This window comes from Segatella hominis (assembly GCF_004535825.1).
GTDB lineage: Bacteria > Bacteroidota > Bacteroidia > Bacteroidales > Bacteroidaceae > Prevotella > Prevotella hominis.
The window spans coordinates 20,252-44,410 of sequence record NZ_SGVY01000031.1 but is presented as its reverse complement, the minus strand read 5'-3'; the positions used below and the strand labels follow the sequence as shown (position 1 = coordinate 44,410).

At 41.5% G+C, this 24,159-nt stretch carries 14 protein-coding genes and 2 pseudogenes; 7 read left to right on the top strand and 9 right to left on the bottom strand.

From position 1 onward, the window contains the following. The 3 genes and pseudogenes from EXN75_RS18270 to EXN75_RS11465 form a co-directional block, all read right to left on the bottom strand. Positions 1-178 (bottom strand): annotated as a pseudogene (locus tag EXN75_RS18270) (IS982 family transposase); the annotation flags it as partial. 1,456 nt (positions 179-1,634) lie between these two features. After that, positions 1,635-4,289: a LamG domain-containing protein gene (locus EXN75_RS11470; RefSeq protein ID WP_134843920.1), complete on the bottom strand. Its 2,655-nt coding sequence runs from the start codon at positions 4,287-4,289 to the stop codon at positions 1,635-1,637. Continuing rightward, a complete protein-coding gene (locus EXN75_RS11465) occupies positions 4,286-5,296 on the bottom strand; it encodes a glycerophosphodiester phosphodiesterase family protein (RefSeq protein ID WP_134843919.1) in 1,011 nt (336 codons plus the stop codon). The genes EXN75_RS11470 and EXN75_RS11465 overlap by 4 nt, the downstream gene beginning before the upstream one ends. Before the next feature lie 330 nt (positions 5,297-5,626). Between EXN75_RS11465 and EXN75_RS11460 the strand changes: the two genes are divergently transcribed. From EXN75_RS11460 to EXN75_RS11430, 7 genes are all read left to right on the top strand, one after another. Further along, positions 5,627-8,971: a TonB-dependent receptor gene (locus tag EXN75_RS11460; RefSeq protein ID WP_134843918.1), complete on the top strand. Its 3,345-nt coding sequence runs from the start codon at positions 5,627-5,629 to the stop codon at positions 8,969-8,971. Positions 8,972-8,984: 13 nt separating this feature from the next. Then, the gene (locus tag EXN75_RS11455) at positions 8,985-10,382 is read left to right on the top strand and encodes a RagB/SusD family nutrient uptake outer membrane protein (RefSeq protein ID WP_167639504.1); all 1,398 of its coding nucleotides are present in this window, start codon (positions 8,985-8,987) and stop codon (positions 10,380-10,382) included. 14 nt (positions 10,383-10,396) lie between these two features. Beyond that, complete coding sequence (locus EXN75_RS11450; RefSeq protein ID WP_134843917.1) at positions 10,397-11,857, top strand: outer membrane protein assembly factor BamB family protein; 1,461 nt, start codon at positions 10,397-10,399, stop codon at positions 11,855-11,857. 12 nt (positions 11,858-11,869) lie between these two features. Next, positions 11,870-12,919 carry an MBL fold metallo-hydrolase gene (locus EXN75_RS11445; protein ID WP_134843916.1) on the top strand — a complete coding sequence of 350 codons (1,050 nt, stop codon included), beginning with the start codon at positions 11,870-11,872 and terminating at the stop codon, positions 12,917-12,919. Positions 12,920-12,945: 26 nt separating this feature from the next. Next, positions 12,946-13,821: a glycerophosphodiester phosphodiesterase family protein gene (locus EXN75_RS11440; RefSeq protein WP_408005956.1), complete on the top strand. Its 876-nt coding sequence runs from the start codon at positions 12,946-12,948 to the stop codon at positions 13,819-13,821. A gap of 22 nt (positions 13,822-13,843) precedes the next feature. Continuing rightward, positions 13,844-14,743 carry a glycerophosphodiester phosphodiesterase family protein gene (locus EXN75_RS11435; RefSeq protein ID WP_134843914.1) on the top strand — a complete coding sequence of 300 codons (900 nt, stop codon included), beginning with the start codon at positions 13,844-13,846 and terminating at the stop codon, positions 14,741-14,743. A 355-nt stretch (positions 14,744-15,098) separates the two neighbouring features. Continuing rightward, positions 15,099-16,448 (top strand): MFS transporter, encoded by a 1,350-nt coding sequence (locus EXN75_RS11430; protein ID WP_134843913.1) that lies wholly within the window; start codon positions 15,099-15,101, stop codon positions 16,446-16,448. A gap of 93 nt (positions 16,449-16,541) precedes the next feature. On the opposite strand, the gene EXN75_RS11425 is transcribed toward EXN75_RS11430, so the two are convergent. The 6 genes and pseudogenes from EXN75_RS11425 to EXN75_RS11400 form a co-directional block, all read right to left on the bottom strand. Further along, a complete protein-coding gene (locus EXN75_RS11425) occupies positions 16,542-17,003 on the bottom strand; it encodes an RNase H family protein (protein WP_287845481.1) in 462 nt (153 codons plus the stop codon). A gap of 189 nt (positions 17,004-17,192) precedes the next feature. Continuing rightward, entirely contained in the window at positions 17,193-19,013 is a 1,821-nt protein-coding gene (gene argS, locus EXN75_RS11420; RefSeq protein ID WP_134843912.1) for an arginine--tRNA ligase, read from the bottom strand. Positions 19,014-19,327: 314 nt separating this feature from the next. After that, positions 19,328-19,519 (bottom strand): hypothetical protein, encoded by a 192-nt coding sequence (locus tag EXN75_RS11415; protein ID WP_118119312.1) that lies wholly within the window; start codon positions 19,517-19,519, stop codon positions 19,328-19,330. Between the two features lie 130 nt (positions 19,520-19,649). Next, positions 19,650-21,002, bottom strand: coding sequence for a class I adenylate-forming enzyme family protein (locus EXN75_RS11410; protein WP_246031380.1), 1,353 nt, complete (start codon positions 21,000-21,002; stop codon positions 19,650-19,652). Then, the gene (locus tag EXN75_RS11405) at positions 20,999-21,226 is read right to left on the bottom strand and encodes an acyl carrier protein (RefSeq protein WP_022110674.1); all 228 of its coding nucleotides are present in this window, start codon (positions 21,224-21,226) and stop codon (positions 20,999-21,001) included. Before EXN75_RS11405 ends, EXN75_RS11410 begins: the two co-directional genes overlap by 4 nt. Before the next feature lie 416 nt (positions 21,227-21,642). Next, positions 21,643-24,114: pseudogene (locus tag EXN75_RS11400) on the bottom strand (MMPL family transporter); the annotation flags it as partial. Positions 24,115-24,159 lie beyond the last annotated feature (45 nt).

The window sequence follows — 24,159 nt, the reverse complement described above, 5'->3', positions numbered from 1 at the left end:
ACTCCTGGGCGAGGAATATTTCCTAGCTCATTAACTAAATTTTTGGAGAAATCCTTGCATATCTCAAGAATTTTTACGAAATTTGCATACAAGTTGTGCATAGCGTGAAATATATAACTTTATAATTTGACACTACAAAGTTACTAAAAATCAACGAGATGCACAACTTTTTCTCCATAAAAATATACTAATTTTCAGGCGGTTTTTTAATTCCGCCAACAGGTATTATTAATAAAGTTTAAAGTGGTCAACTGTATTTTTTATAGTTTCTATCAGAATAATGCAATAGGCTTCAACTGCTTACGAAGCCGCTTTCATTGCTCTACGAAATAGGCTTCATTGACTATCGAAGCCGCTTTCATATTCCAAGGCTTTTCTATTCAAAGTTTTTAATAGGGGTGCTGATTCCTAAGGGGATTTGAACTTAAAATAAGCATAATAGGAGGCGATGATTAACCTTAATAGGAGCTAATGGTTAGTCTTAATAGAAGCTTGAATTAGCCCCAGCAGTCAACCCAGGATGGGAATAAGAGAGAAACGAATGTCTTTCTTCATTGTAAATATTTCCTTCTATATTTTGCCAACTCGTTTTTAGTCGATGTAGCTCTCAAGAAATGGATTTCAGCATAAAAACGATTCTCTTTTTACAACTTTTCGCATCAAAGAATAATAGTAATGCTTTATTATGATCTCATGTTGTACGACTATATAATCCCATGTCGTACGACAATAGTGATGCAATCGTACGTTTATAGGGACCCATGTCGTACGACATGAGAGCCTTATAAACATTATTCTTCACTCACGAAAATCCTAACTTTCTGATTTTCAGCACCTTCTTTTCCTTGTTCATATTTCCAATATTCACACACAAATAAGATTCAGTTGAAAATACAGAAATCTCAGCAAGGAAAATGTAAAGAGAAACTCACGAATGCCTCTGATTAATAATATGATGAAGGGTGATGAAGGGTTGAAATGCACCCTTCACCCCCTGAAACTCCGATAAACACAGGGGATTCAGGCGGAAAGATGAAGGGTGACGAGATTTTACGAGTGCCGTTTCTAAAAAAATCCTGATATTCGATAAATACCCCTATATTTCAAAATGCTTGCTTACGGCACTAATGTGCCCTGGCTGAAGCACCAAAGTGCCCTGACTGGAGCACTTTTAGGGCACAGAGAACTATAGTGCTAACTCTCAGAGATAGTGGTGCTATCTTTCAGAGATAATACTGCATTATAGTTTTTTTTTAGAGTTTATTCTCTCATATATAAATAGAACTATGAAAACATGTAAAAATGTACGGCTTTTTATGAAATTATCCGTAGAATATTACTGCATTTCCAAAATAAATTGTATCCCACCTGCCTTTTGCATTGCCATTGCCAATAAACGGAAAGTGGTAATACCTGATACGCTTCCGATAGGACTGTATTATTAGAAGAAGTAGTTTATTATTTTATTGTTTGTTTGTCTTTAAAGATAATATGGACATTATATATCGAAGGATATGATAAAAATCTGGGTTCGGTAAGTCAAGTGGAGAGTATAGCTTACTTCCTGTAATAAACTTTGCAAAGTATCCTAAGAGACTTTGTCATCAATCTTAGGATACTTTATTAAGGGTGTTTTATTCAACTTTCTCAAATGTCCATTGATAAACATAATCAACAACATCGACAAACCTGTAAATCTCCAATGGTGTTCCATAGAGTAAATGATGAGAATACAAATGCATGTATCCGTCAACAGGATTGGCAACTAACTGGAGGTAGTATGTGTTAGGTTGTCCTGATCCAGTGACTAACCAGCGGTATGAATAAGCATGCTCTTTATTATATAGGTCGATCTTTAGCGGAGCACTCGCATCCACACGATTATTTTCTGTGTGGAAATAAAGCCGAGTACTTCCATCTAATAGATAAATGGAGTATGTACAGTCTGCATTTTGTTCCACTTGCCATGTATATGTGCCGTTATAAGGAGAGTTTCCTAATTCAAGACCAACATTTGGTGTTTTAGAGTCATTGGTAGTATGAACATAATAAGGGTCGCGGTGAATCCTATATGTACCAGGTGTTAATGGTGTTGGAATTGTTACCTTTTCGAATTGCCATTTATATGCTTTCTGTTCAGCTTGTTGGCGCATATAATAATATTCCACAGTGTTTCCTTCGCCTCCAGAAGCATTTTTGCAGTGAAGGTATTTAAGCTTGTCCGAAGCTGACTGAATATAGAAACTTCCAGTACCATCTCTTGTTGGAGTAATGAACCATTTGGTGAGAGCAAAACTTTCTCTGTTCATTTCTGTTGTTTTGACGGTAGAGCTTTCTGGAATACTGCCATCAGTACTACCCATAAGAGAAGTTTCTGTTCCCATGAGTTGAATAGTATAAGTTCCGTCTCTAACTGGTTCCCCATGATTATCTCGTTCATAATCAACCAACCAATAGAACGAAGACCGATAATCTTCTTGAAAAGTGCGTAATGTAATGTCTGCTCCTTGTGTGAAATTGTAATTCTGCGGACAAAGTTTTCTACCACCATCCAACTGGGTAGTTATGGTGTAAATGCCTGGGACGATGGTTGAAATTTGTTTGTTCTGGTTGAGTCTTCCGTTATCAGCAAATACTTGCCAAAGATGAGCATCTTCTGTTCCTTGTTTTTCTGCTTTGAATACTACACCTGCTTGAGTTGGATAGTCGCCAGAATACACCGTTAAAGTTTGCGACATGATAGGTTTAATCTTAATTTTTCTGCCCATAGGATTAGGTCTCTCTACAATATACTTGTAGTGATTTTCCCAACCGCTGTGCCAATCATTTAATTCCACTATCTGGTTTGCAGAAAAATCTCTGCTCTTAGGATGGATAGCTTTATTAGGATATGTTTTGCTGAAGATATTGTAGGAATCATCTAAATCTTTTTTGAAAATATAATGATTAGAAAGAGAAGGGTAGATGTCTCTATCTGCTACTAAAGGAGATGAACTCGTGGTAAATGGCCTTATAGGAACAAGTCCAAATACAGTATTCATGTTATCAACAATTTCATAACCCATATTGGTTATGAAATCGTTTCGTTCCAAGTCGTGCTTGAATTTGAGAAGATTGAATCTCCATTTATAATAAGGTGCTTCTGCTCCTTTATAGTAATCTACTTTTAGAATTTTCTTAGTAGAAAAAGGCTTCTGATCAACTCTCATGTATAAATGAGGACGCTTTTCTGAATGAACAAAGAAATAGCCATCACCAGCAGGTTCCAACAACCAGTTTGTATTTCCTTCTGCAAAATCAAGTTTGACATATTGGGCAGTTTCAACATCATCAACCGAAAGATAACGTTCATTGTAAGCCATTCTGATTTTGCACACATTTAGACTACCTGCAATAGGTGAGATTACCCATTGTCTTGTAAATTCATTACCCACTGTAGAGGTTGGCTGCATGTCAATAAGTGTGCCTACTGCAGTTCCTGCTTCTTCTGAAGCCCAGCAAAGGTTGGCATCTGCAGCAGCACTTGCTGTGTACATTCCGTTTGGAATACTTTCTCGGGCATATAAGATTTTTACTTGTTCTTCCGTTAAGGCTTGGTTATATACTTTAAAATCATCAAGCACAAGTTGGGGTGTTCCCGTTCCTCCAAGTCCCCATTGTGTGGCTTGTAATAAACTTTGGAGACCGAAATAGTGGAGAGCTTTTTCCATTCGTCCGTAAGGTTCGAAAAGATAGAGACTCATACTGTTTCCTCTATGTACAATGAATACTTGGTACCATCCAAGACGGTTCGTAAAGTTTATAGGATCCCAAAACCAAAGTCCATAATTCTCAATATCTGCTTCCTTGTTTAATACATATCGGTCTATAACTGCTCGGTCTCCTTTGTGATAAAAGCCTAACATATATTTACCAACATTATTTTTGGCATAGAAGCATCTGTATTCTGCATCTGTAGGCTCCCATGGTATTGCTCCTTTTTTCTTAGGATAGTTTTGCTCGATTTTCGTCCAAAATGAAATAGTAAATCCATTTTGATAAGTCGATCCTTCAAAGAAGTTTGGAGTTGAAATATAAGTATTGGAAGCTAAACAAGTAGCTCCGTTTACAATACCAAATCTGTCTTGACATCCAAAGGCTAACCCATGTATAGTTCCATCTTTTCTATTGATATTTTCTTTTGCGCTTCCGTCGTTCAAAGCATAATGTCTAATAGGAGTTGGAACTTGAGATAAAGTCAGTTGGGTTCCTGCAAGTAATATAGTTATAAGATATAAAAAACGTTTCATTTTGTTCTCCTCCCACATTTAGTTAAATAGTCAATTAATAACTCGCTTCGGTCTGTTATTACGTAATCTGCACCATGAAGGAACAACCAATCCCAATCTCCACGACCATCATCCAAAAAATTATTTGGGTCTTTATCTTGGAAATCGTATGCACGTATGATAGGGTCGGTGTCAGTTAGAGGTATTTTTTCTGCAATTACACCATCTCCTGTTTCTGGCCAAAAAGAATATTGCCCTAACCAAACTCCAGAGTTTTTTACTTGTACAAGATAATTTATTATAGGATCATTTGTTTGTTTATAAACGAGTTCCATGGCATAAATTTTATGAGTGTTTAGGAATTCGTTTATATATGAAGATAGGTTAGGTGTTGTGGAAAATGCGATAGGAGTATAGATGAAATCATCTAAAGTTACTCCTGCTTTGGTTAAGATTTTATTGTTTAAATCAGCTAAGCGCATCTTCCCCTTTATAATACATTGCCAAAGCATACCTTTTTGCTTAAGTAGCTTAAGAACTCGAATCATTGTTGTATCAAACAATTTTCCAACCTCCTTTATGTCAATTGCAGCTACAGCTTTGTCTTTTAAATAATCAAGCGCATCGGTTAAAGTTAATACTTTATATGGAGATGTTGTTCCATCTTCATATTTTAAAAAAAGAGTATTTACATAACTCCAATTTTCTTCCCTTAGTCGTCCGTTTCCTGTTGTCATTCTGTCTAAACAAGCATCATGGAATACAACCATGATATTATCTTTTGTGACACGTACATCCATTTCCACTATGTCTGCTCCTATAGCTATAGCCATATCATAAGCTTTGGTGGAATTTTCTGGAAAATCAGCCCAATATCCTCTATGGGCGGAAACGAGAGTATAGTTGGGATGTTGTAGTCTGTGTTTGATAATATCTACAACTTCTTCTACATGTTCTTTTTGAGCATAGCAGAAACTTGGTACTAATATAAGCATTAGTACAGAAATAATCTTTTTTAGTTGGTTCATAAGGTTTCCTCCTTTCTAAAATGTTATTTTATTATTTCAAAATTACAAAAAAACTAAGTAGTGTATTCTAAAATTGTGATAAAAAATCTAAATAATAGCTCAAAATGTTGATATTGTGCATTTATTATTAGTTGAATTTTATGTTGTTTGCGAACACACAAAAAAAGTGAAATAAAAATTTCATTTTAACAGGATTGTAATTGGGTGCAACGAAAAATATAATTGTCTTCAATGCGTAATCGTCTTAGGACAAATTATTAATTAAATAAATATTATATGAACTTAAAACGAATTTCAGCGTCATGCTTTTGTTTGCTGTTGGCTGGACAAATGGCAGTTTTTGCTCAGACCGTCAGCTTCGGTTCAAACAAGGTAACGCTCAAGTCTGCTTTTGAGAAGATTGAGCAGTCTTCCAAGTACAAGGTTGCGTACAATTCTTCTCAGTTGGATGCTAACCGCACAGTCACGTTAACCAAAAAGAGTGATGATGTATTTGGTATGTTGAACCAATTGCTCAAGGGTACAAATTGTACTTATGAATTGGAAGGCAACTACATCGTCATTAAGTCTCAGCACAAAGGAAAAGCTCAAAGCCATGGTAAGAAAATCAAGGTAAAGGGTGTTGTAAAAGATGAAACTGGCGAGCCAGTTATCGGAGCAACAGTCATGGAAAAAGGCTCTGCTAATAATGGAGTAATTACCGATATAGATGGTAATTATACGATTGAGATTGCCTCTGATGGTTTGTTGGCTGTATCTTATATCGGTTGCAAAGATCAGGAAATCAAAGTGAATGGTCGCGAAGTAATCAATGTAAACCTGGCTGATGATAACAAAGTACTCGACGAAGTTGTGGTTGTAGGTTACGGTGTGCAGAAAAAGCGTGACGTATCTACTGCTGTGTCTTCTGTAAAGGCAGAGGCTCTTGCCAATAACCCATCTACAGACTTCCGTCAGGCTCTGGCTGGTAAGATGCCTGGTGTCCAGGTAACTGTACCAAGTGGTGACCCTGAGGGTAGCGTAAGTATTCGTGTACGTGGTGTAAGCACCGTAAATGCAGGTAGTGACCCTCTCTATGTTGTAGATGGTGTACCAATGGAGCGTGGCTTTGCCAACTTGAATACGAATGATATTGAGTCTGTAGAAGTTTTGAAAGATGCTTCTGCAGCAGCTATCTATGGTAGCCGTGGTTCTAATGGTGTTGTTCTCGTAACTACCAAGAAGGGTACTTCTGATAAGCTCTCAATTTCTTATGATGGATATGTAGGTATACAGAACGTATCTAAGAAATTGGATATGATGAACGCTTACGAATATGCAGAATTCGTAAAGGACGCACGTGACAATGCATACCTTTCTAAAGTCCCTGGTGGATCAGCAAGTGATCCTAATAGTGTACGCCCTAAAGGAAACATGCAGATTGCAGCTGATTTCTTCCCATATTTACAGGGTGTTAAAGGCTTGACAGATACAGATTGGCAGGATGCTATCTTCCGTACTGCAATGACTACTGGACACAATGTTTCTTTATCAGGAAAGTCAAACAGTATCAATTATTTCGTATCAGGTAACTATATGAAAAAGGAAGGTACAATCATTGGTTCTGATTTTGAAAAATATGGTGGTCGTTTGAATCTTTCAGGTCAGCATAAGCGCTTGAAATTTGGTGTAAACTTCGCACCTTCTTATTCTGTTTCAAATACTGTAGATGCATCTGGAGCTGGTGGTATTGTTCAGTCTGCTTTAATGATGCCTCCTATTTTCCCTGTTTACAACGCAGACGGTTCTTATAATTATCAGGGTAATGGTTACTTGCGTATTGGTACAGACTATGAGCACAATGAGGTGTTGAATCCTGTTGCTATGGCTCGCTTACAGTCAAATGTTACTGATCGTATGTCTATTACTGGTAAGGTATATGCAGAATTGGAATTGATGAAGGGACTTTCTTATAAGTTGTCTTTGGGTGGTGATTATTATGGTGCTCATAATGATAAATATCGTCAGTCTTCTTTGCCTTTGAAGGGAAAAGATTATTATGATTCTCCTTCAAACCCAGTAGGTTACAGTTCTTCTTCTTTCTTCTTCAACTGGTTGGTAGAAAATCAATTGACTTATACTACTACTATCAACAAGAAGCATAACATTACTGCTATTCTTGTACAATCTGCACAGAAGGAAACCAAGAAAACCGACAACGTGACAGCTACAGATTATCCTAACGATTATATCCAGACTGTAAATGGTGGTACTGTGACTAAGGGTGGTTCTGATAAGACACAATGGTCTATCGCTTCTTACTTGGCTCGTGTTCAGTACAACTACGAGGGACGCTACATGCTTTCTGCTGCGATTCGTACCGATGGTTCATCACGTTTCGGTAAGAACAACCGTTGGGGTTATTTCCCATCTGCTTCTGTTGCTTGGCGTATCAGCGATGAGCAGTTCTTCAAGAATGTGAAGGAATTGTCTTTCATCAATGACATGAAGATTCGTGCCAGCTATGGTGTTACTGGTAACTTCGAGATTGGTAACTACGACCATTTGGCAACAATGTCAACAGATAACTATATCTTAGGTGCTAATGGTGGTTTATTGCAGTATGGTTATAAGCCAGATAATATCAAGCGTGATGATTTGAGTTGGGAGAAAAACCAGATGATTAATGCAGGTATTGATCTTCAGATGTTCGATGGCTACATCGGTTTCTCTGTAGATTACTATAACACCAACACATCTAATATGTTGCTCTATGTACCAGTACCTCTCTTGACAGGTTACAGTACTTCTCTTCAGAACATTGGTAAGGTAAACAACCGCGGATGGGAATTGGCTTTGACTTCTCAGCATACATTTGCTAATGGTTTCGGCTATTCTTTCAATGCCAACTATGCCAAGAATACCAATGAGGTAAAAGAGTTAGGTCCAGGTAATGCTCCTATTATTTCTACTGGTAGTGTAGGTCATGCTTTCTATAAAACAGAAGTCGGCAAGCCTATTGGTAACTATTATCTCTTGGTGCAGGATGGTATTTTTGCGACAGCAGAAGATTTGAAGAAATATCCTCACTTTGATAATACTGAAGTAGGTGACTTCCGCTTTGTCGATGTTGATGGAGACGGAAAGTTAGATTTGGATAAAGACCGTACAATCTGCGGCAACTATATGCCTAAGTTCACTTATGGTTTCGGCGGTAAACTCTGGTATGCAGGTTTCGATATGGACTTCAACTTCCAGGGTGTTTATGGCAACAAGATTCTGAACTTGAATAAGCGTTACCTTGACAACATGGAGGGAAATACCAATGGTACAAAGATTGCGCTTGATCGTTGGAGAAGCCCTGAGAATCCTGGTAGCGGTTCTGTAAATAAGGCAAACCGTAAGCAGACAGGTTACAATAGCCGTACTTCAACCTGGCATTTGGAGAGTGGTTCATACCTTCGTCTTCAGAACCTTTCATTAGGTTATACTTTGCCTCGTGCACTTACTCAGAAGTTTAAGGTAGAGAAGTTGAGAGTTTATGTTTCAGGACAGAACCTCTTCACTATTACTGACTACAGCGGTTATAACCCAGAGGTAAATGCCCGTCCATCTAAGAACCTGACTCCAGGTGAGGACTATGGTACTTATCCTTTGGCAAGAACATATATGTTTGGTTTGAATCTCACATTATAAAGAATTTTACGTCATGAAAAAGATAATATTATTAGCATCAATGGCTGCTCTGCTTATGACTTCTTGTGGAGATAGCTTCTTCGATTTAGAGCCATCAAGTAGCGTAATCATTGACAAAGTATATAAGACTGCAAGCGATTACAATGTAGCTGTAATAGGTTGCTATTCCAAATTGCAGTCACAGGTGAATTTCTATACAGAATGCTGCGAGTATCGTAGTGATAATCTTTCATTGAGTGCACCTACAGCAGGTACTCAAGATCGTTACGATATAGACCATTTTGCAGAGAAACCATCTAATGGAATCCTTAGCTCTTATTGGGCAAACTTCAATAACAACGTTTATCGTTGTAATCTTCTGCTCGACCAGATTGACGGTGCAAACTTTGCAGAAGGCTTGAAGAAACAGTACAAGGGTGAAGCGATGTTTATCAGAGCTTTGAACTATTTTAATATGTATCGTATTTGGGGTGGTGTTCCTGCTACAAAGCATGTTGTAAGTGCAGCAGAGGCTTTGAAAGTGGCAAGATATTCTGATGAGCAGATGTTCGACTTGATTGCTGGTGATTTGAAGGAGATTATTGATAACAACTATCTTCCTGAATCTTACTCATCAGCAGATATGGGTAGAGCAACATCTGGAGCAGCTAAGGCTTTGCTCGGTAAGGTTTATCTTACTTTCCATAAGTGGGAAGAAGCAAGAGATATTCTTTCTCAGCTGATTGGAAAATATCAGTTGGTTAGCCCTATCGCCCAGGTCTTCAATGTGGATAACAAGAACAATAAAGAGATTATCTTTGCTGTACATTTCAATAAGGAAATAGAGGGAGAAGGTCACAGCTATTGGTACAATCTTACCAATTCAACTGATGATACCAACCAGACAAGTTCTCTTCTCAATACTTATCCTACAGATGATGCTCGCAAAGATCTCATTACTTATGTACAGGCTGCGAAGAATGTGTATTTGATGAGAAAATTCTATGATACAAAGAGTACAACCTTCAATACTGTAGGTAATGATCAGATTCTCCTTCGTTATGCAGATGTTCTTTTGATGTATGCTGAGGCTCTTAACGAAATCGAGTATGATGCATCTGAGGGTTCTCTTGCTCTCAAATGTCTTAATGCCGTAAGAGAAAGAGCAGGCATCTCTAATTTGACTGCAAGACAGCTGCCTTCAAAAGAGAAGTTCCGCAAAGGCATCTTGGTTGAGCGACAGAGAGAGTTCCCTTATGAAGGTCAGCGTTGGTTCGACTTGGTAAGAATGGGATTTGCAAAGAGTGTAATGGCAGAAAATGGTATTGAAATCAGTGATTATCAGTTACTATTCCCTATTCCTCAGCAAGAAATTGAGAAGGTAGGTGATGAGACTATCCTTTGGCAAAATCCTGGATATGATAATAAATAATAAATGATTATAACATGAAAAAGATAATATATTTGCTGTCATTAATGACAGTCTTAATTCTTGCTTCTTGTAGCGATGATCTTCCAAAGGCAAGTTGGGACATTTGTCAGGTAAGTAGCTTTAACGCTACGGCGCAGGATGAGAAAGTATTGTTGGAGTGGGCTCCTATGCAGGGAGCCAACCCAACAGGTTATTTGGTCAATTGGACACCGGAAGTTGCTACATACGAAGGTGGTTCTGCAGAGTTGGATGCAAAGACTACCTCATATACTATAACAGGTTTGGTTAACAAGGTTACTTATACCATCACCATCCAGGCCATCTATGGCAACCAGCGTTCTATGATTTCTACAACAAAGGCAAGACCTGTTTCTGATACAGAGCCTTTCAAAGTTTGGTCAACAGACATGCCTAATGGTGGTATGGTGAAGACTGCAAATGCAGTATTTTCTTTAGATGGAAATACTTTCTACTTGCCTTCAGCTGGTGCAACTGGTGATGTAACTGCTTTTGATGCAATGACTGGTGCAGTGAAATGGACTGCTGCTATTCCTAAGACAACCTATGGTGGTGGTGTTGCTGTTGGCAAAGATGGAACTTTGTATCAGGGTGCTCGCAATGCAACCTTGTATGCTATCAATAGCGATGGTTCACAGAAATGGACTTATGCAACTGGTGCTGCTAACAAGAACCTGGATTGCTTCCCTGCAGTAACTGCTGACGGACAAACAGTATATGTACTTGATGGCGACAATGTTCTTCATTCTATCAATACTGCAACTGGTGTAAAGAATTGGAATGTAAAACTGACAGGTACAAAGAATAAGGCAGGTGCTGTTGCTATTGACAAAAATGGTAATATCTATGCGGGTACACGTTCTGCTATTTACGGTTTCAAGGCAGATGGTACTCAGCTTTGGAAGGTTGCTGGTAAAGTTACAGAAATTGGTTCCTTCGCTTTGGATGGGGAGACCCTTTATGCTGCACAGATTGGCGGTGCTGGTTTGTTGGCATTGAACACATCTGATGGTTCTACTAAGTGGAGTGTTGAAGCTGCGGGCGATATTTATGCTCCTATTGTTGACAAGAGCGGTAATATCTACTTCACTGATAAGGGTGGTAAGGCGCTTTATGCTGTTGATAAGGCGGGACAACTGAAATGGAAGTTTACAATTGAAGCAGCTCCTACTTATTGTTTCCCTGTTCTTGACGATAAGGGTACTGTCTATTTCGGTAGTGGAGCCGGTCGCATCTATGCGGTTGACAGTTCAAATGGTGAGGAACTTTGGCACATGGATTCAGAAGGTACAGATAATAATGCCAAGATTATGTCAGGTATGACTATCGGTGAGAATCAGATTCTCTATGTGTCTTATATCGGTGGTAATGTTGCAGCAATCAAGATCTTTGCAGGTCCAGAGAAATCAACATGGAGCTGCAGAGGTGGAAATATTCATGGTACAAACCAATATTAATATTGAATCAGTATGAAAAAAATATATTTATTCATCGCATTATTCTCTTGCGTCCTGTTTTCATGTGGAAATGACGAAGATGGAATGACTTATGCGCAGCCTATCGAGGTAGGCGAAACTACCGACATGAAGGCTGCTAAAGAAGTTGCAGAAGCTTTGTGGGCAACAACTCCATTGCAGCAGCAACCTCTTAATGCTGAAAGAACTGAAGTTTTTAATAAAATCCAGAAGATGGCAGATGATTGTCCTTCAGATTTCTTTGAAAGCTATATTACAGCATTGGACCAGTCTGCAGAAATGAGAGAAAAGTATGATCCGATGTTGGCTCTTTATCGTTTGTCTTTAGATCATGTTATTGATGCGATTAAGACTACTACTGTTGAAAATGGTACTACTTGCATCTGGCAACTCTACAATATGGGTTACGTCGTAAAGACTCCAACCACTTGCTTTGGTATTGATATCAACCATCGTTGGGCCGAGAAATTGGAGCCTTACTTGGATTTCCTCTGTGTAACTCACAAGCATAAAGATCACTACAACACAAATCTTATAGATGCAATGTTGAAAGCTGGTAAGCCTGTTTACTCAAACTGGGTAACTGGTGGATTTACATCTAAGGTAAATACTGATTATCAGTTTAATAACATCAAGATTCATGTGTCAATTACTGACCATAATAATTCTGGCTTATCAAACTTCGTTTCTGTGTTTACTTTTGAATGTGGTGATGATAGTGGCAATTTCACAATGCTCCATACTGGCGACTCAAACTTCAAGGCTGCTCAGTACACAAACATTTTGCCACATGTAAATGTTTTGATTCCTCGTTATGCTCCTAATGCGCTTACCGAGAACAATATCATTGGTACTGGTGCAGGTCAGACTAAACCTGATTATGTATTACTCTCACACATTCTTGAACTTTCTCACGTTAGCGAGGAAGAGTCAAGATGGAGCTTGAATTCTGCCTTAGAAAGAGCTGCAAGACTTAATTGCGAGAACTCTTTTGTTCCTTTCTGGGGAGAAAAATTAGTTTGGAAAGATGGTAAATTGAATTAAAAATGAAAAAGATATTTGTTTTATCAATGTTGTGCATGCTCACTTCGGTGAGCTTTGCACAAAGCAATTTAAAAGAGATTCTTAAGAATTTCAATAAGCCTGCTAAGGAAAATGTTATGGTTGTTTCTCATCGTGGAGACTGGCGTAATGCTCCTGAAAATTCTGTTCAGGCTTTCCAAAACTGCATCGATATGGGTGTTGATATGGTTGAGTTGGACTTGAAGAAAACCAAGGATGGCGTTCTGGTCTTGATGCACGATAAGAAGATTGACCGTACCATGAACGGAAAGGGCTTTCCAGAGAATTTTACGCTTGATTCTTTGAAATCTCTTCGCTTGAAGAATGGCGTTGGTTGCAAGACTCGTCATCATATTCCTACATTCCGTGAGGTGATGGAACTCTGCAAGGGTAAAATCATGGTGAATGTGGATAAGGGGTACGATTACTTCGATGATGCAATGAAGGTTTTGAAGGAAACTGGTACTGTTGACCAGTGTATAATCAAGGCAGAACTTCCTTACGAGGTAGTAAAAGCTGAGCATGGTGATGTTCTTGATAAAATGATTTTCATGCCTGTAGTAAACCTTGGTAAGCCTGGTGCTGAAGAGGTGATTGACGGTTATATCAAGAACATGAAGCCAAAGGCTTATGAGTTGGTTTTCAAAACTGATGATGCCAACACTCGCCGCCTGATCAAGAAGGTTCGTGATAGTGGCGCAAGAGTTTTCATCAATACGCTCTGGCCTGAGCTTTGTGGTGGTCATGATGATGATCGTGCTGTTGAACTCAAGCAGCCAGAAGAAAGCTGGGGATGGATTGTCGGTCAAGGTGCTAAGCTTATCCAGACAGACCGCCCTGCATTGCTTCTCGAATATTTGAGAGCTAAGAAACTTCACAAGTAAAACGTAAAAACTTCACGCTTCTATGTTCAGAAGGTTTATTGTTTTAGGCTGGTTGTGCATACTTACAGCGGTAAGTTATGCACAACGACTCGACGAAATCCTTTCAGATTTAGCGGCTCCTGCTCAGCAGTCTGTTTTGGTCGTTTCTCATCGTGGTGACTGGCGCAATGCTCCAGAAAACTCACTCCAGGCATTCCAAAATTGTATTGACATGGGAGTTGATATGGTTGAATTGGATTTGAAAAAGACGAAAGACGGAGAACTTATCTTGATGCATGACGGAACTTTAGATCGTACAACCAATGGTACAGGAAAACCTGAAGATTATACGCTGGCAGAACTCAAAAAACTTCGTTTGAAAAATGGTGCAGGCTGCCGTACCCGTCATCAGATTCCTACACTTAGGGAAACTATGCTACTTTGCAAGGGAAAGATTCTTGTGAATGTGGATAAAGGGTACGAGTATTTTGAAGATGTGCAAAAGATTCTTGAAGAAACGGGTACTGCTAATCAATGTGTGGTCAAGGAAAGGTTGCCTTACCAGACCGTAAAAGAGCAACATGGCAATATTCTGGATAAAGTAATATTCATGCCTAAGGCTGATTTGTGCCGGGCTGATGCAGAAAGTATTATAGACAGTTATCTGCAGAATGTGAAGCCTTTGGCTTTCGAGGTCAGGTTCTCTCTGGTAGATGAACAGGTTTTACGTCTTGTGAAAAAGCTAAGAGACAATGGCATCCAGGTGTTTGTCAACGCCTTGTGGCCAGCGCAGAATGCGGGACATGATGATGATAGAGCCGTAGAGCTTCGCCAGCCGGATGAGAGCTGGGGATGGCTTGTTCAACAAGGTTTCAAACTTATCCAAACTGACCGTCCTGCGTTGCTTCTCGAATATTTGAGAGTGAAGAATCTTCACAAGTAGTTTTAGGTTTCATTATATATTTCAAATAGTTGATTGTGTTAGGATAGTTGTGCATGCTTACGGTGGTAAGTCATGCACAACTTAAAAAACTCTGACTCATGTTGCTTTCTTGGATATGTATTGGAATTCAATCTCTGAGCCAACTTGAAAAAGTGGCTTGAAAATTTTAATTAACAAATTTTAGTTACAGTCCGTAAGCAAAAGAACAAAGCTTTTCAATTTTGAACTTTTAAAAGTGTGCAAGTAGGCAAATAACGTATTGTTTTCATCTTCTTATCACCTATTTAAGTTTCAATTTGATAGTGCTCTGACTTTTTCAAGTGGACTCATCTCTCATTTATAATAACTAAAAAATATGTTTAAGAAAATAATTGATTTTTATAAAGTTTCCGAACCAGTAGCATGTGAAAACATGAGTGAGGAGGAAAGTGCCAAGAAACTCAAGAGATTGCAATGGGCAACTTTCCTTTCTGCTACTATCGGTTATGGTACTTACTATGTTTGCCGATTGAGCTTGAATGTAATCAAAAAGCCAATTGTGGATAATGGTGTTTTCTCAGAGACAGAGTTGGGTATTATCGGTTCTGTTCTCTTCTTCACTTATGCTATCGGTAAGTTTACCAATGGTTTTCTTGCTGACAGAAGCAACATCAAGCGATTGATGTCAACAGGTCTGTTGGTTACGGCTTTGGTCAACTTGATTTTGGGCTTTACCCATTCCTTTATACTTTTCGCCGTATTATGGGGATTGAGCGGTTGGTTCCAGTCTATGGGTGCTGCTTCTTGCGTGGTAGGTCTTTCCAGATGGTTTACTGATAAGAACCGAGGCACGTTCTACGGCTTTTGGAGTGCCAGCCATAATATTGGTGAGGCTATGACGTTCATCTTTGTGGCTTCTATTGTAAGTGCATTTGGATGGCAATATGGTTTTATTGGTGCTGCTGTAGTGGGTATTGCCGGTGTGGTACTGTTGCTGACGTTCTTCCACGATACTCCTGCCAGCAAGGGTGTTTCGCTCCCTGGTGCACAGGTGATAGAGAAAAAGCAGCAGGATACGGCTTCTTATAATAAGGCACAGAAAGCTGTGCTGAAGAATCCTTTGATCTGGGTCTTGGCTTTGAGTAGTGCCTTCATGTATATTAGCCGTTATGCGGTAAATAGCTGGGGTATTTTCTATCTGGAAAATGAGAAGGGTTACTCTACCATTGATGCAAGTTTTATCATTTCTATCAACTCTGTTCTCGGTATTGTTGGTACTGTGACATCTGGTTTGTTATCTGATAAGGTATTTAAGGGCAACCGCTATTTGCCTGCAGTTATCTTCGGATTGTTGAATGCTTTAGCTCTTTGTCTGTTCCTTCTGGTTCCTGGTCATCAGCTTTGGATAGATGTTACTGCTATGATTCTCTTCGGTTTGAGTATCGGTGTATTGCTCTGCTTCCTTGGCGGTTTGATGGCTGTGGATATTGCTCCTAAGAATGCTTCTGGTGCAGCTCTTGGTGTTGTTGGTGTCGCAAGTTATGTTGGTGCTGGTATTCAAGATATCATGAGCGGTTTACTCATAGAGGGTAATAAGCAGATTGTGAATGGAGTGGATTGTTACGACTTCACCTATATCAATTATTTCTGGATAGGTGCAGCTTTAATGTCTGTTCTCATGACAAGTATAGTTTGGAAAGCCAAACCAAAAAAGACAAGTGTTTAAAGTTTTTTAGGGTCATGAAAGTTACCTATAGTAATAGGATAATTTTCATGACCATTTTTTTAGAAAAGGAAACTTGTAAGGGGAAGTTTTCTATTATTTCCTTCCGAAGTCGGCTGGGATTTCACCCCAAGTCTTGGTATCCCATTTCAAAATAGGGATGGTAACTTGATGGGTGCGGAGCCAGTTCTCTGCGCGGGCTATGATCTGATGGAGCTGCGCGGTCTGGGGAGTATGCTCCAACTTGGTCTTGCATTGTTTCTTTTTTACCCACAGCTGGGCATTCACGCTGTCGCTGTAGATTACCTTGTCAGTAATCCCCCTTTGCTCCATCAGGGCAAGGGCGTGGACTATGGCGAGGAACTCGCCGATATTATTGGTGCCGTGAAGTGGACCGTAGTGGAAAACCTGTGCTCCCGTCTGCAGGTCTATGCATTGGTATTCCATCGGACCAGGATTGCCGGAACAGGCTGCATCTACAGCCCAGGCATTTGCCATTACTTCATTGGGCAATGGTAAAACGGTATCGTTTCTCCATGATGGAGGATTCACAGGCATATTACTCATATTTCTATTATTTCTGTTGGGGTTAAAAAAGTAAATGAGCATGTCCCAATCTTAATGTTGGGACGATGCTCATTATTTGTCAATAGTCAATATTCTTATTAAATTGTAGGTTATTATATCTTGAATTTCCTTTCTTATAGAGAATTCTTACATAATAATAAACCCCCTACATTAGGATCATTACATTCTTTCTGGAACCTCGATGCCGAGAAGGGCCATACCGTTCTTCAAGATCTTAGCGACATTGGCTGCAAGAACCAGACGAGTGATCTTCTCTGCCTCGCTCTCAGCATTCAGGATGCTGTAGTCGTGATAGAACTGGTTGAACTCCTTGGTCAACTCGTAGCAGTAGTTGGCAATACCTCCAGGGTTGTAGTTGTTGCCTGCATCGGCTACGGCAGAAGCGAAGTCGTTCATCTTCTGGATGAGGTCGATTTCCTTCTCGTTGATTGGAGCATCTGCGCCCAACTCTGCAGGAATCTCGATGCCCTCGGCAGCAGCCTTGCGCATGATGCTGCGGATACGAGCGTAGGTATATTGGATGAAAGGACCTGTGTTGCCGTTGAAGTCGATACTCTCTTCTGGATTGAAGAGCATGTTCTTGCGAGCATCTACCTTGAGGATGAAGTACTTCAGCGCTCCGAGACCCACGATGCGTGAAATCTCCTGGCGCTCTTCCTCGCTCATGTCCTTGAACTTGCCTAATTCATCGCTTGTCTGGCGAGCATCCTTGATCATCTCTGCCATCAGGTCATCGGCATCTACTACGGTTCCTTCGCGGCTCTTCATCTTACCATTAGGCAACTCTACCATTCCGTAAGAGAAGTGAACCAAGTCCTTACCCCACTTGAAGCCGAGGCGGTCGAGCAGGATAGAGAGTACCTGGAAGTGGTAGTTCTGCTCATTACCTACTACGTAGATCATCTTGTCGATAGGGAAGTCCTTGAAACGGAGATCGGCAGTACCGATGTCCTGAGTCATATAGACAGAAGTGCCGTCAGAACGGAGTAGGAGCTTCTGGTCGAGACCCTCGTTGGTGAGGTCTGCCCACACAGAGTTATCGTCCTTGCGGAAGAAGAGACCCTTTTCCAAGCCTTCCTCTACTTTCTTCTTACCTTCGAGGTAAGTATTTGACTCATAATATATCTTGTCGAAACTTACACCCATCATCTTGTAAGTCTCGTCGAAGCCAGCGTAAACCCAGCTGTTCATCTTCTGCCAGAGTGCACGAACCTCAGGGTCGTTGTTCTCCCACTTGACGAGCATTTCGTGAGCCTCCTTGATCAGCGGAGCCTCTGCCTTAGCTTTTTCTGTGGCAGCTTCTTCGTTCATGCCCTCCTTCAGGTACTGAGCCTTGAGCTCTGCGATTTCCTCACGGTAGTGCTTGTCGAAAGCTACATAGTAGTCGCCGATGAGGTGGTCGCCCTTCTTGCCGGAAGTCTCAGGAGTTTCGCCATTGCCCCACTTGAGCCAAGCGAGCATTGACTTACAGATGTGAATACCACGGTCGTTGACGATGTTGGTCTTGATCACTTTATTGCCGTTGGCCTCCATGATCTGAGCCAAAGACCAGCCGAGGAGGTTGTTGCGCACGTGACCGAGGTGGAGAGGCTTGTTGGTGTTAGGAGAAGAGTACTCGATCATGACGAGTGGGCTGTTCTCTGTAACTGGCTTCTCACCGAACTTAGGGTCAGCGTTGATGGTGTTGAGGAGTCCTACCCAAGCGGCAGGAGCGATAGAAAGGTTGAGGAAACCTTTTACCACATTGAAGTCTGCGATAACATGAGCGCAGTTTTTCTTCAAGTACTCACCGATTTCCTGTGCAGTATCCTCAGGTTTCTTCTTAGATATCTTGAGGAATGGGAATACGACGAGGGTAAGGTTACCTTCGAAATTACTCTTGGTCTTCTGCAGGGCTACCATTTTCTCTGGCACGTCCTGACCATAAAGCTCTTTCACCGCAGCGATTACTGAGCTGATGATTTCGTTTTCTATCTTCATTATCTTAAATGTATCTTTTTTACCGGTAATATTTTTCTATGCCTGATCAAAAGCCCTCATCCGAGGGGCAAATCGCTCCGAATGGAGCATAATTTTGACTTAGCGGCTGCAAATTTACAAATAATTATTGAATTACGCAAAGAAATGTTGCGCATTATATATTTTTTTATTTCATTTTTAAAGGAAATGGAAAATAGGACGTTTCTTTCTACAATTCTATTGCGTTTGCAGCTATTAAAATAAAGCGTATAAAATGAAAGAAGCGTATCATGAATTCCATGATACGCTTCTTGACTGAATATTTTGAAGTATTCTTATCCTTCCAATATGATGTTAGCCACATCCTCCGGTGAATTCCATAGGATTCCATCTTGCAACTCATCGTCGGTAAAGCCGTTGAGGGCCTCTCTGGCTTCCTTTTCGCTGAGAAGCTGAGTCCCGTCCTCGTTCTTTGCATCGAGCAGTGCTTGAAAGATGGCTGCTCTGTATTCTTCGATTGTCATCATAGTCTAATAATAATTGGTTATGTTATATTTTATGGTGGCAAAATTAATGTATTTTTTTGAGAACACCAAGCGAATTGTCTATTTTTTTACGACTTTAATTGCTTTTTTATGATTTGACGAGCAGTCATACCTACTTTTCTGAAAGATATGCCTTCCGGTTTGTTTTCCCGTTGAAGGTGCGCTGGATGCTTTCTACTTGCTCATATTGGGTAGGGATTTTATAGGGTTCGAGCTTGTCGCGAAGTGCTAAGGCTATCTCCCGTTTGTTGAACGGATGATCCCCGTCGAGCACAACTAATAGTTTCAGAATGGTGCCCAAAACCCGATGGTTGGCAGGAATGCAGATGCAGTCCTTGATAAACGGAAGGCTGAGGGCTGCATCTTCTACTTCATCTGGCGCTACCTTATAACCGCCCACATTGATGATGTCGCCATCCCGTCCCTTGAGCCGCAAACGCCCTTGTTCGTCAACTGTTCCCCGGTCGGAGGTGTAGAGGACTCCTTCTTTCATGATAGAGTGGGTCAGGAGTTCATCACCATAATAACCGCTCATGAGCGTTTTCCCTGTGCAGGCGATTTTCCCGTCTTCGCCGATGATGAAACCTGCATGCTTCATCGGTTTGCCTACACAACCAACCAGGCATTCGCCGTGCTGGAAATCATAGGTGGAGATGATGCCCGTCTCGGTGGAAGCATACGTATTGTAAAGGCGGCTCTGGGGCAGGATAAAGCAAAGTTTCTCCATATCATTCTGAGAGATAGGAGCAGCGCCTGTTTCGATGAATTCTATTCTATCTGCATACAGGGCAAGGCGGTCGGAAGCAAATGTCAACAGCATCCGGATGCTTGCCGGAACCAGGAATGTGGCAAACTTTCCTTCAGTAGGGGAATCCATTGCCTGAAAGAAACGGTTGATGTCTTTCATTCCGTCGATGATGTGTAGGGTGCCGCCTACGAGGATGATGGGATAGACCTTGGAGAGACTTCCGATGTGGCTGAGAGGACCATTGATGATGAAGGTCAGGTCGTGATGAAAGCCTTGTGCTTCTATCAGATTTTCAGCATTGGCGATGATGGTGGAATGGGAAATCATCGCTCCCTTCGACTTGCCGGTTGTGCCTGTCGTGAAAAGTATGTCGGCTACTCCTGCTGGAATGGAGGCTTCTTCTGTCTTGTTCATTTCTTCAGAAAAATGCGATTCCTGTTCCAGCGGAACTGCCACGTTTCCTGAGCGATGAATGGCAAAATATGTTACGAGGCATTCTATCGTAGGGGAAGCAACGAAAGGAATCGCCTGTCCCTTGCTATGAAACGAATCGGCTGTATCGGTTACACGGTTCCACAGTTGCCGGTAAGTGCATGATTCTTCTCCACAGATGATTGCCACCTTGTCGGGAAATAATGCTGCGTCTTTCTCCAGATAGTCCTCTAAAGTCAACAGATGATTCTCTGATGTCAGCATATAGTCCTCTGATGTCTTCATACGCCTGCCTGTTTTTTCTTTTCTACCATTGCCACAAGGCTGTCTAAGTTGCGGAAATTCCGAGGTGTTACGTCTGATGATTCCAGTTTTATCTGGTATTCGTCTGAAAGGAGCATCAGGATGGTGGTAATGCCTAAGGAATCCAGTTCATTGAACAGGAAATCTGAATCTAAATCTACCAGTGGTAGGGCTTCTTCCAGGATTTTTCTAATATTCTCTTTCATATTGATTTTCATTTTTATACATATTGATTTTAGTTCATCTTAAATCTTATTCATGAGATCTTGATTCTTATTTATAATCACATTTGACGGCTGATTTCAGCTTGGTTGATGATTTCTACATTTTCAACAATCCCTTCCATGCTGAATTTCATCAGTCTGCATTTGTCAGGATCTGCTTCTACGGCAATCACTTTTGTTTCCGGGTGGAGCAGGGCAAAGAGGAGCACTTTCTCTCCATAGCCGGCAGACGGGATGATGACTGGTTGGGAAGTATCCTGCTGCTTCATCCACGCCTGATAATCATGGTTGCGCCTGAGATTTCGCTTGACGGTGCTGAAAACTTCCACACCCTTGTAGCGGTAGCGGTCGAGAACCAGGTCGTGATAATAGGCAACTCCCTCTTTCCTGCGGCGGAAAAGCATCTGTAAGGAAAGGGGACGAACCCGGTATTCTCCCTTGTGCTTCACCAGCCAGTTGAAGATAAGCGGCGGGAAAATATAGGCCATCAGAACCACGGAGAACATGCCTGCGATGGTGACTTCTGCCAATGAGCGGAGTGCCGGATGGCGGGCTACTATCAGCGTGCCGATGCCGATAAACATGATGAGGGCTGAAATGATGATGGAATGCTTGTAGGAGGCAAGCATCTTGCGCCGGTAAGCATATTCGTACATGGCTCCCTCTGTCATGAAGATGGTGTAGTCGTCGCCCTGACCGAAGATGAAGGTGGCGAGGATGATGTTCACGATGTTGAACTGCATGTGGAAGATGGCCATCAGTCCCAATATCCACAGCCAACTGATAGCCATCGGGATGAACGAGAGGACTGCTAACTCGATACTTCCCATAGACAACCAGAGGAAGAAGAATACGATGAATCCGCAGGCAAATCCGATGTAGTTGAAATCGTCTGACAGATGGTTGGCGATGGCGCTGTTCATGCTCTTCACATCAAAACTGAAGCAATGTTGTGTTTGCAGACAATCCTCCACCTTCTCTACATCCTTTTCTTTGGCAGAGAGGATGTTGATGACGTGGTATTTGCCGTTGAGACTGTCGGTACTGATGTTGGAGGCAAATGCGGATTGCAGCAGAGGTTTGAAATGCTGAATGTCCTGCGGCTGGTAATCCTGGTGGAGTATGCGCTCGAAATCTGCGAAACAACCATCGGCAAATCCTTCTTCTGTCATATAAGGTTTGATGCCGGAAGTGAGGAGATACTGGTGTTTATCGAGGAATTTCTGCCAGAGTTGCAGGCGCCGTGCCTGTTCTTTCTTCGATGTGATAAACTGGTTGCAGGAGGAGTAGTCCTGTATAGTCTTCTGGTCGGAAAGTTTCTGCAGAGTTCCCTGCAAGGAGAGGCTTTTGTCGAGTGCTCCGTCCAAAGTGGAGTCGGAAGACAGGGCATATACTTTCTGGATTCCGTCTTCCTGTTTCATCATTTTGGCGAAATATTCCATGTCTGCCTTCTGTTCCGGAGTCATATAATTAATGTGTGCCATGTTGGTGTCAAACTCCGTCTGCAGACTGAAATATCCGAAGATGATGGTCAGGATGAGCACAATGGTAACGAAGACCGGTTTCTTTTCGAGCGAGATGTTGCTCCACTTGTCAAGGAATGTATGCTTTGCCTCCCCTGTTGTCTTAGACAGATGGGGAAGATAGATGAGCACGAATACGATGGTGCCGACGAGCAGGAGAGAACTGAACAGTCCCAGGTCTCTTAAGGCCACGGATTTGAGTGGAACTAATGCCAGGAAAGCACCTACCGTAGTCACGTTGCCCACCAGGAGCGGCATGACGATTTCTTTCAGCGCCTTCCGCTTGTCGGGTGTATGAGAAAGGTGGGCGATGAAATGAAGAGGGTAGTTGACTGCAATACCCAAGATGATAGATGAAATGCCGATGACGATGACCGAAACCTGATTGTGGAAGAGAGCTAACCCGCCGATGGCAAAGAGCCAGCCCCATCCGATGGAAAGGGCTATGAGCAAAAGGTTTCTCCTGCTTCTGAAGGAGAAGAAGAGCAGGGCAAGGATCAGTACAACGGCAATACTTACAGACAGAATGCTGTCGGTTTTGATCTGATGGGCATTGGTGACGGCAATAACGGGTCCGCCTATGATGTGGATTTCTATATTCGGCTGCGACTGGCTGGCTTCCCGGGCACAGTCTTTTAGCATTTGGGTAAGGCGGGCATTGTTTTCTGTCTCACTTGCCCCGAAGGGAGAATCCATCATCACAATGGCCTTCTTCATGTCGGGAGAGAAGATATAGCCATCGTACATTTCATATTTCAGACTGGATTCGGAATGCTGCAATTTCTGCAGGATGGGAGTGAAGAGGTTCAGCGGGTCGCGCTGAATATTGTCAGACAGAATGCCGCCGGTAGGGAAGAGGAGCATTTGTTTGTCTGCTTTCAGCTGGTGGGGAATGTAATCGGGCTGACTGAGCAGACTGTCCATTCTCCGATAGTCTGCATCTGTCAGGAAATAAGGAATGTTCTGATAGACGAAATCTGTTATCTGGTTCATCTTTTCCAAATCCACTTGCGCCATCAGATTTCTGATGACGTGGGCAGAGTCTGTTTTCTCCACATTCTCTACGAAAGCGTCGATGGTATGGGTCAGTATTTCCGGATCATCAGACTGCGCAGCATTCCTGTATTGGAAGATGGCGAAAATCTTGCTGGCTCCCGAAATGTTCTGATAGACCTTCATGGCATTCTGGTGCTCGCTATCTATCGGAAGAAAGTCGGCAATATCTTCCTTGTAGTTCAGTCTGGTAACTGCAAGGAGAAGTATGAGCGTGATTGCCACGGATGAGCAGATGCCGCTCATCCGATGCGTCTTGAGATAATCGTATATTTTCAGAATCAGTTCTGTCATTTTCTTACTTCTTATTTTCTTCTTGCTTCTTACTTTTTTCTGCTT

Excerpts from the sequence above, each read along its gene's own strand:
- EXN75_RS11470 (WP_134843920.1), bottom strand. The coding sequence starts at position 4,289 with ATGAAACGTTTTTTATATCTTATAACTATATTACTTGCAGGAACCCAA.
- EXN75_RS11465 (WP_134843919.1), bottom strand. The coding sequence starts at position 5,296 with ATGAACCAACTAAAAAAGATTATTTCTGTACTAATGCTTATATTAGTA.
- EXN75_RS11460 (WP_134843918.1), top strand. The coding sequence starts at position 5,627 with ATGGCAGTTTTTGCTCAGACCGTCAGCTTCGGTTCAAACAAGGTAACG.
- EXN75_RS11455 (WP_167639504.1), top strand. The coding sequence starts at position 8,985 with ATGAAAAAGATAATATTATTAGCATCAATGGCTGCTCTGCTTATGACT.
- EXN75_RS11450 (WP_134843917.1), top strand. The coding sequence starts at position 10,397 with ATGAAAAAGATAATATATTTGCTGTCATTAATGACAGTCTTAATTCTT.
- EXN75_RS11445 (WP_134843916.1), top strand. The coding sequence starts at position 11,870 with ATGAAAAAAATATATTTATTCATCGCATTATTCTCTTGCGTCCTGTTT.
- EXN75_RS11440 (WP_408005956.1), top strand. The coding sequence starts at position 12,946 with ATGTTGTGCATGCTCACTTCGGTGAGCTTTGCACAAAGCAATTTAAAA.
- EXN75_RS11435 (WP_134843914.1), top strand. The coding sequence starts at position 13,844 with ATGTTCAGAAGGTTTATTGTTTTAGGCTGGTTGTGCATACTTACAGCG.
- EXN75_RS11430 (WP_134843913.1), top strand. The coding sequence starts at position 15,099 with ATGTTTAAGAAAATAATTGATTTTTATAAAGTTTCCGAACCAGTAGCA.
- EXN75_RS11425 (WP_287845481.1), bottom strand. The coding sequence starts at position 17,003 with ATGCCTGTGAATCCTCCATCATGGAGAAACGATACCGTTTTACCATTG.
- argS (WP_134843912.1), bottom strand. The coding sequence starts at position 19,013 with ATGAAGATAGAAAACGAAATCATCAGCTCAGTAATCGCTGCGGTGAAA.
- EXN75_RS11415 (WP_118119312.1), bottom strand. The coding sequence starts at position 19,519 with ATGATGACAATCGAAGAATACAGAGCAGCCATCTTTCAAGCACTGCTC.
- EXN75_RS11410 (WP_246031380.1), bottom strand. The coding sequence starts at position 21,002 with ATGAAGACATCAGAGGACTATATGCTGACATCAGAGAATCATCTGTTG.
- EXN75_RS11405 (WP_022110674.1), bottom strand. The coding sequence starts at position 21,226 with ATGAAAGAGAATATTAGAAAAATCCTGGAAGAAGCCCTACCACTGGTA.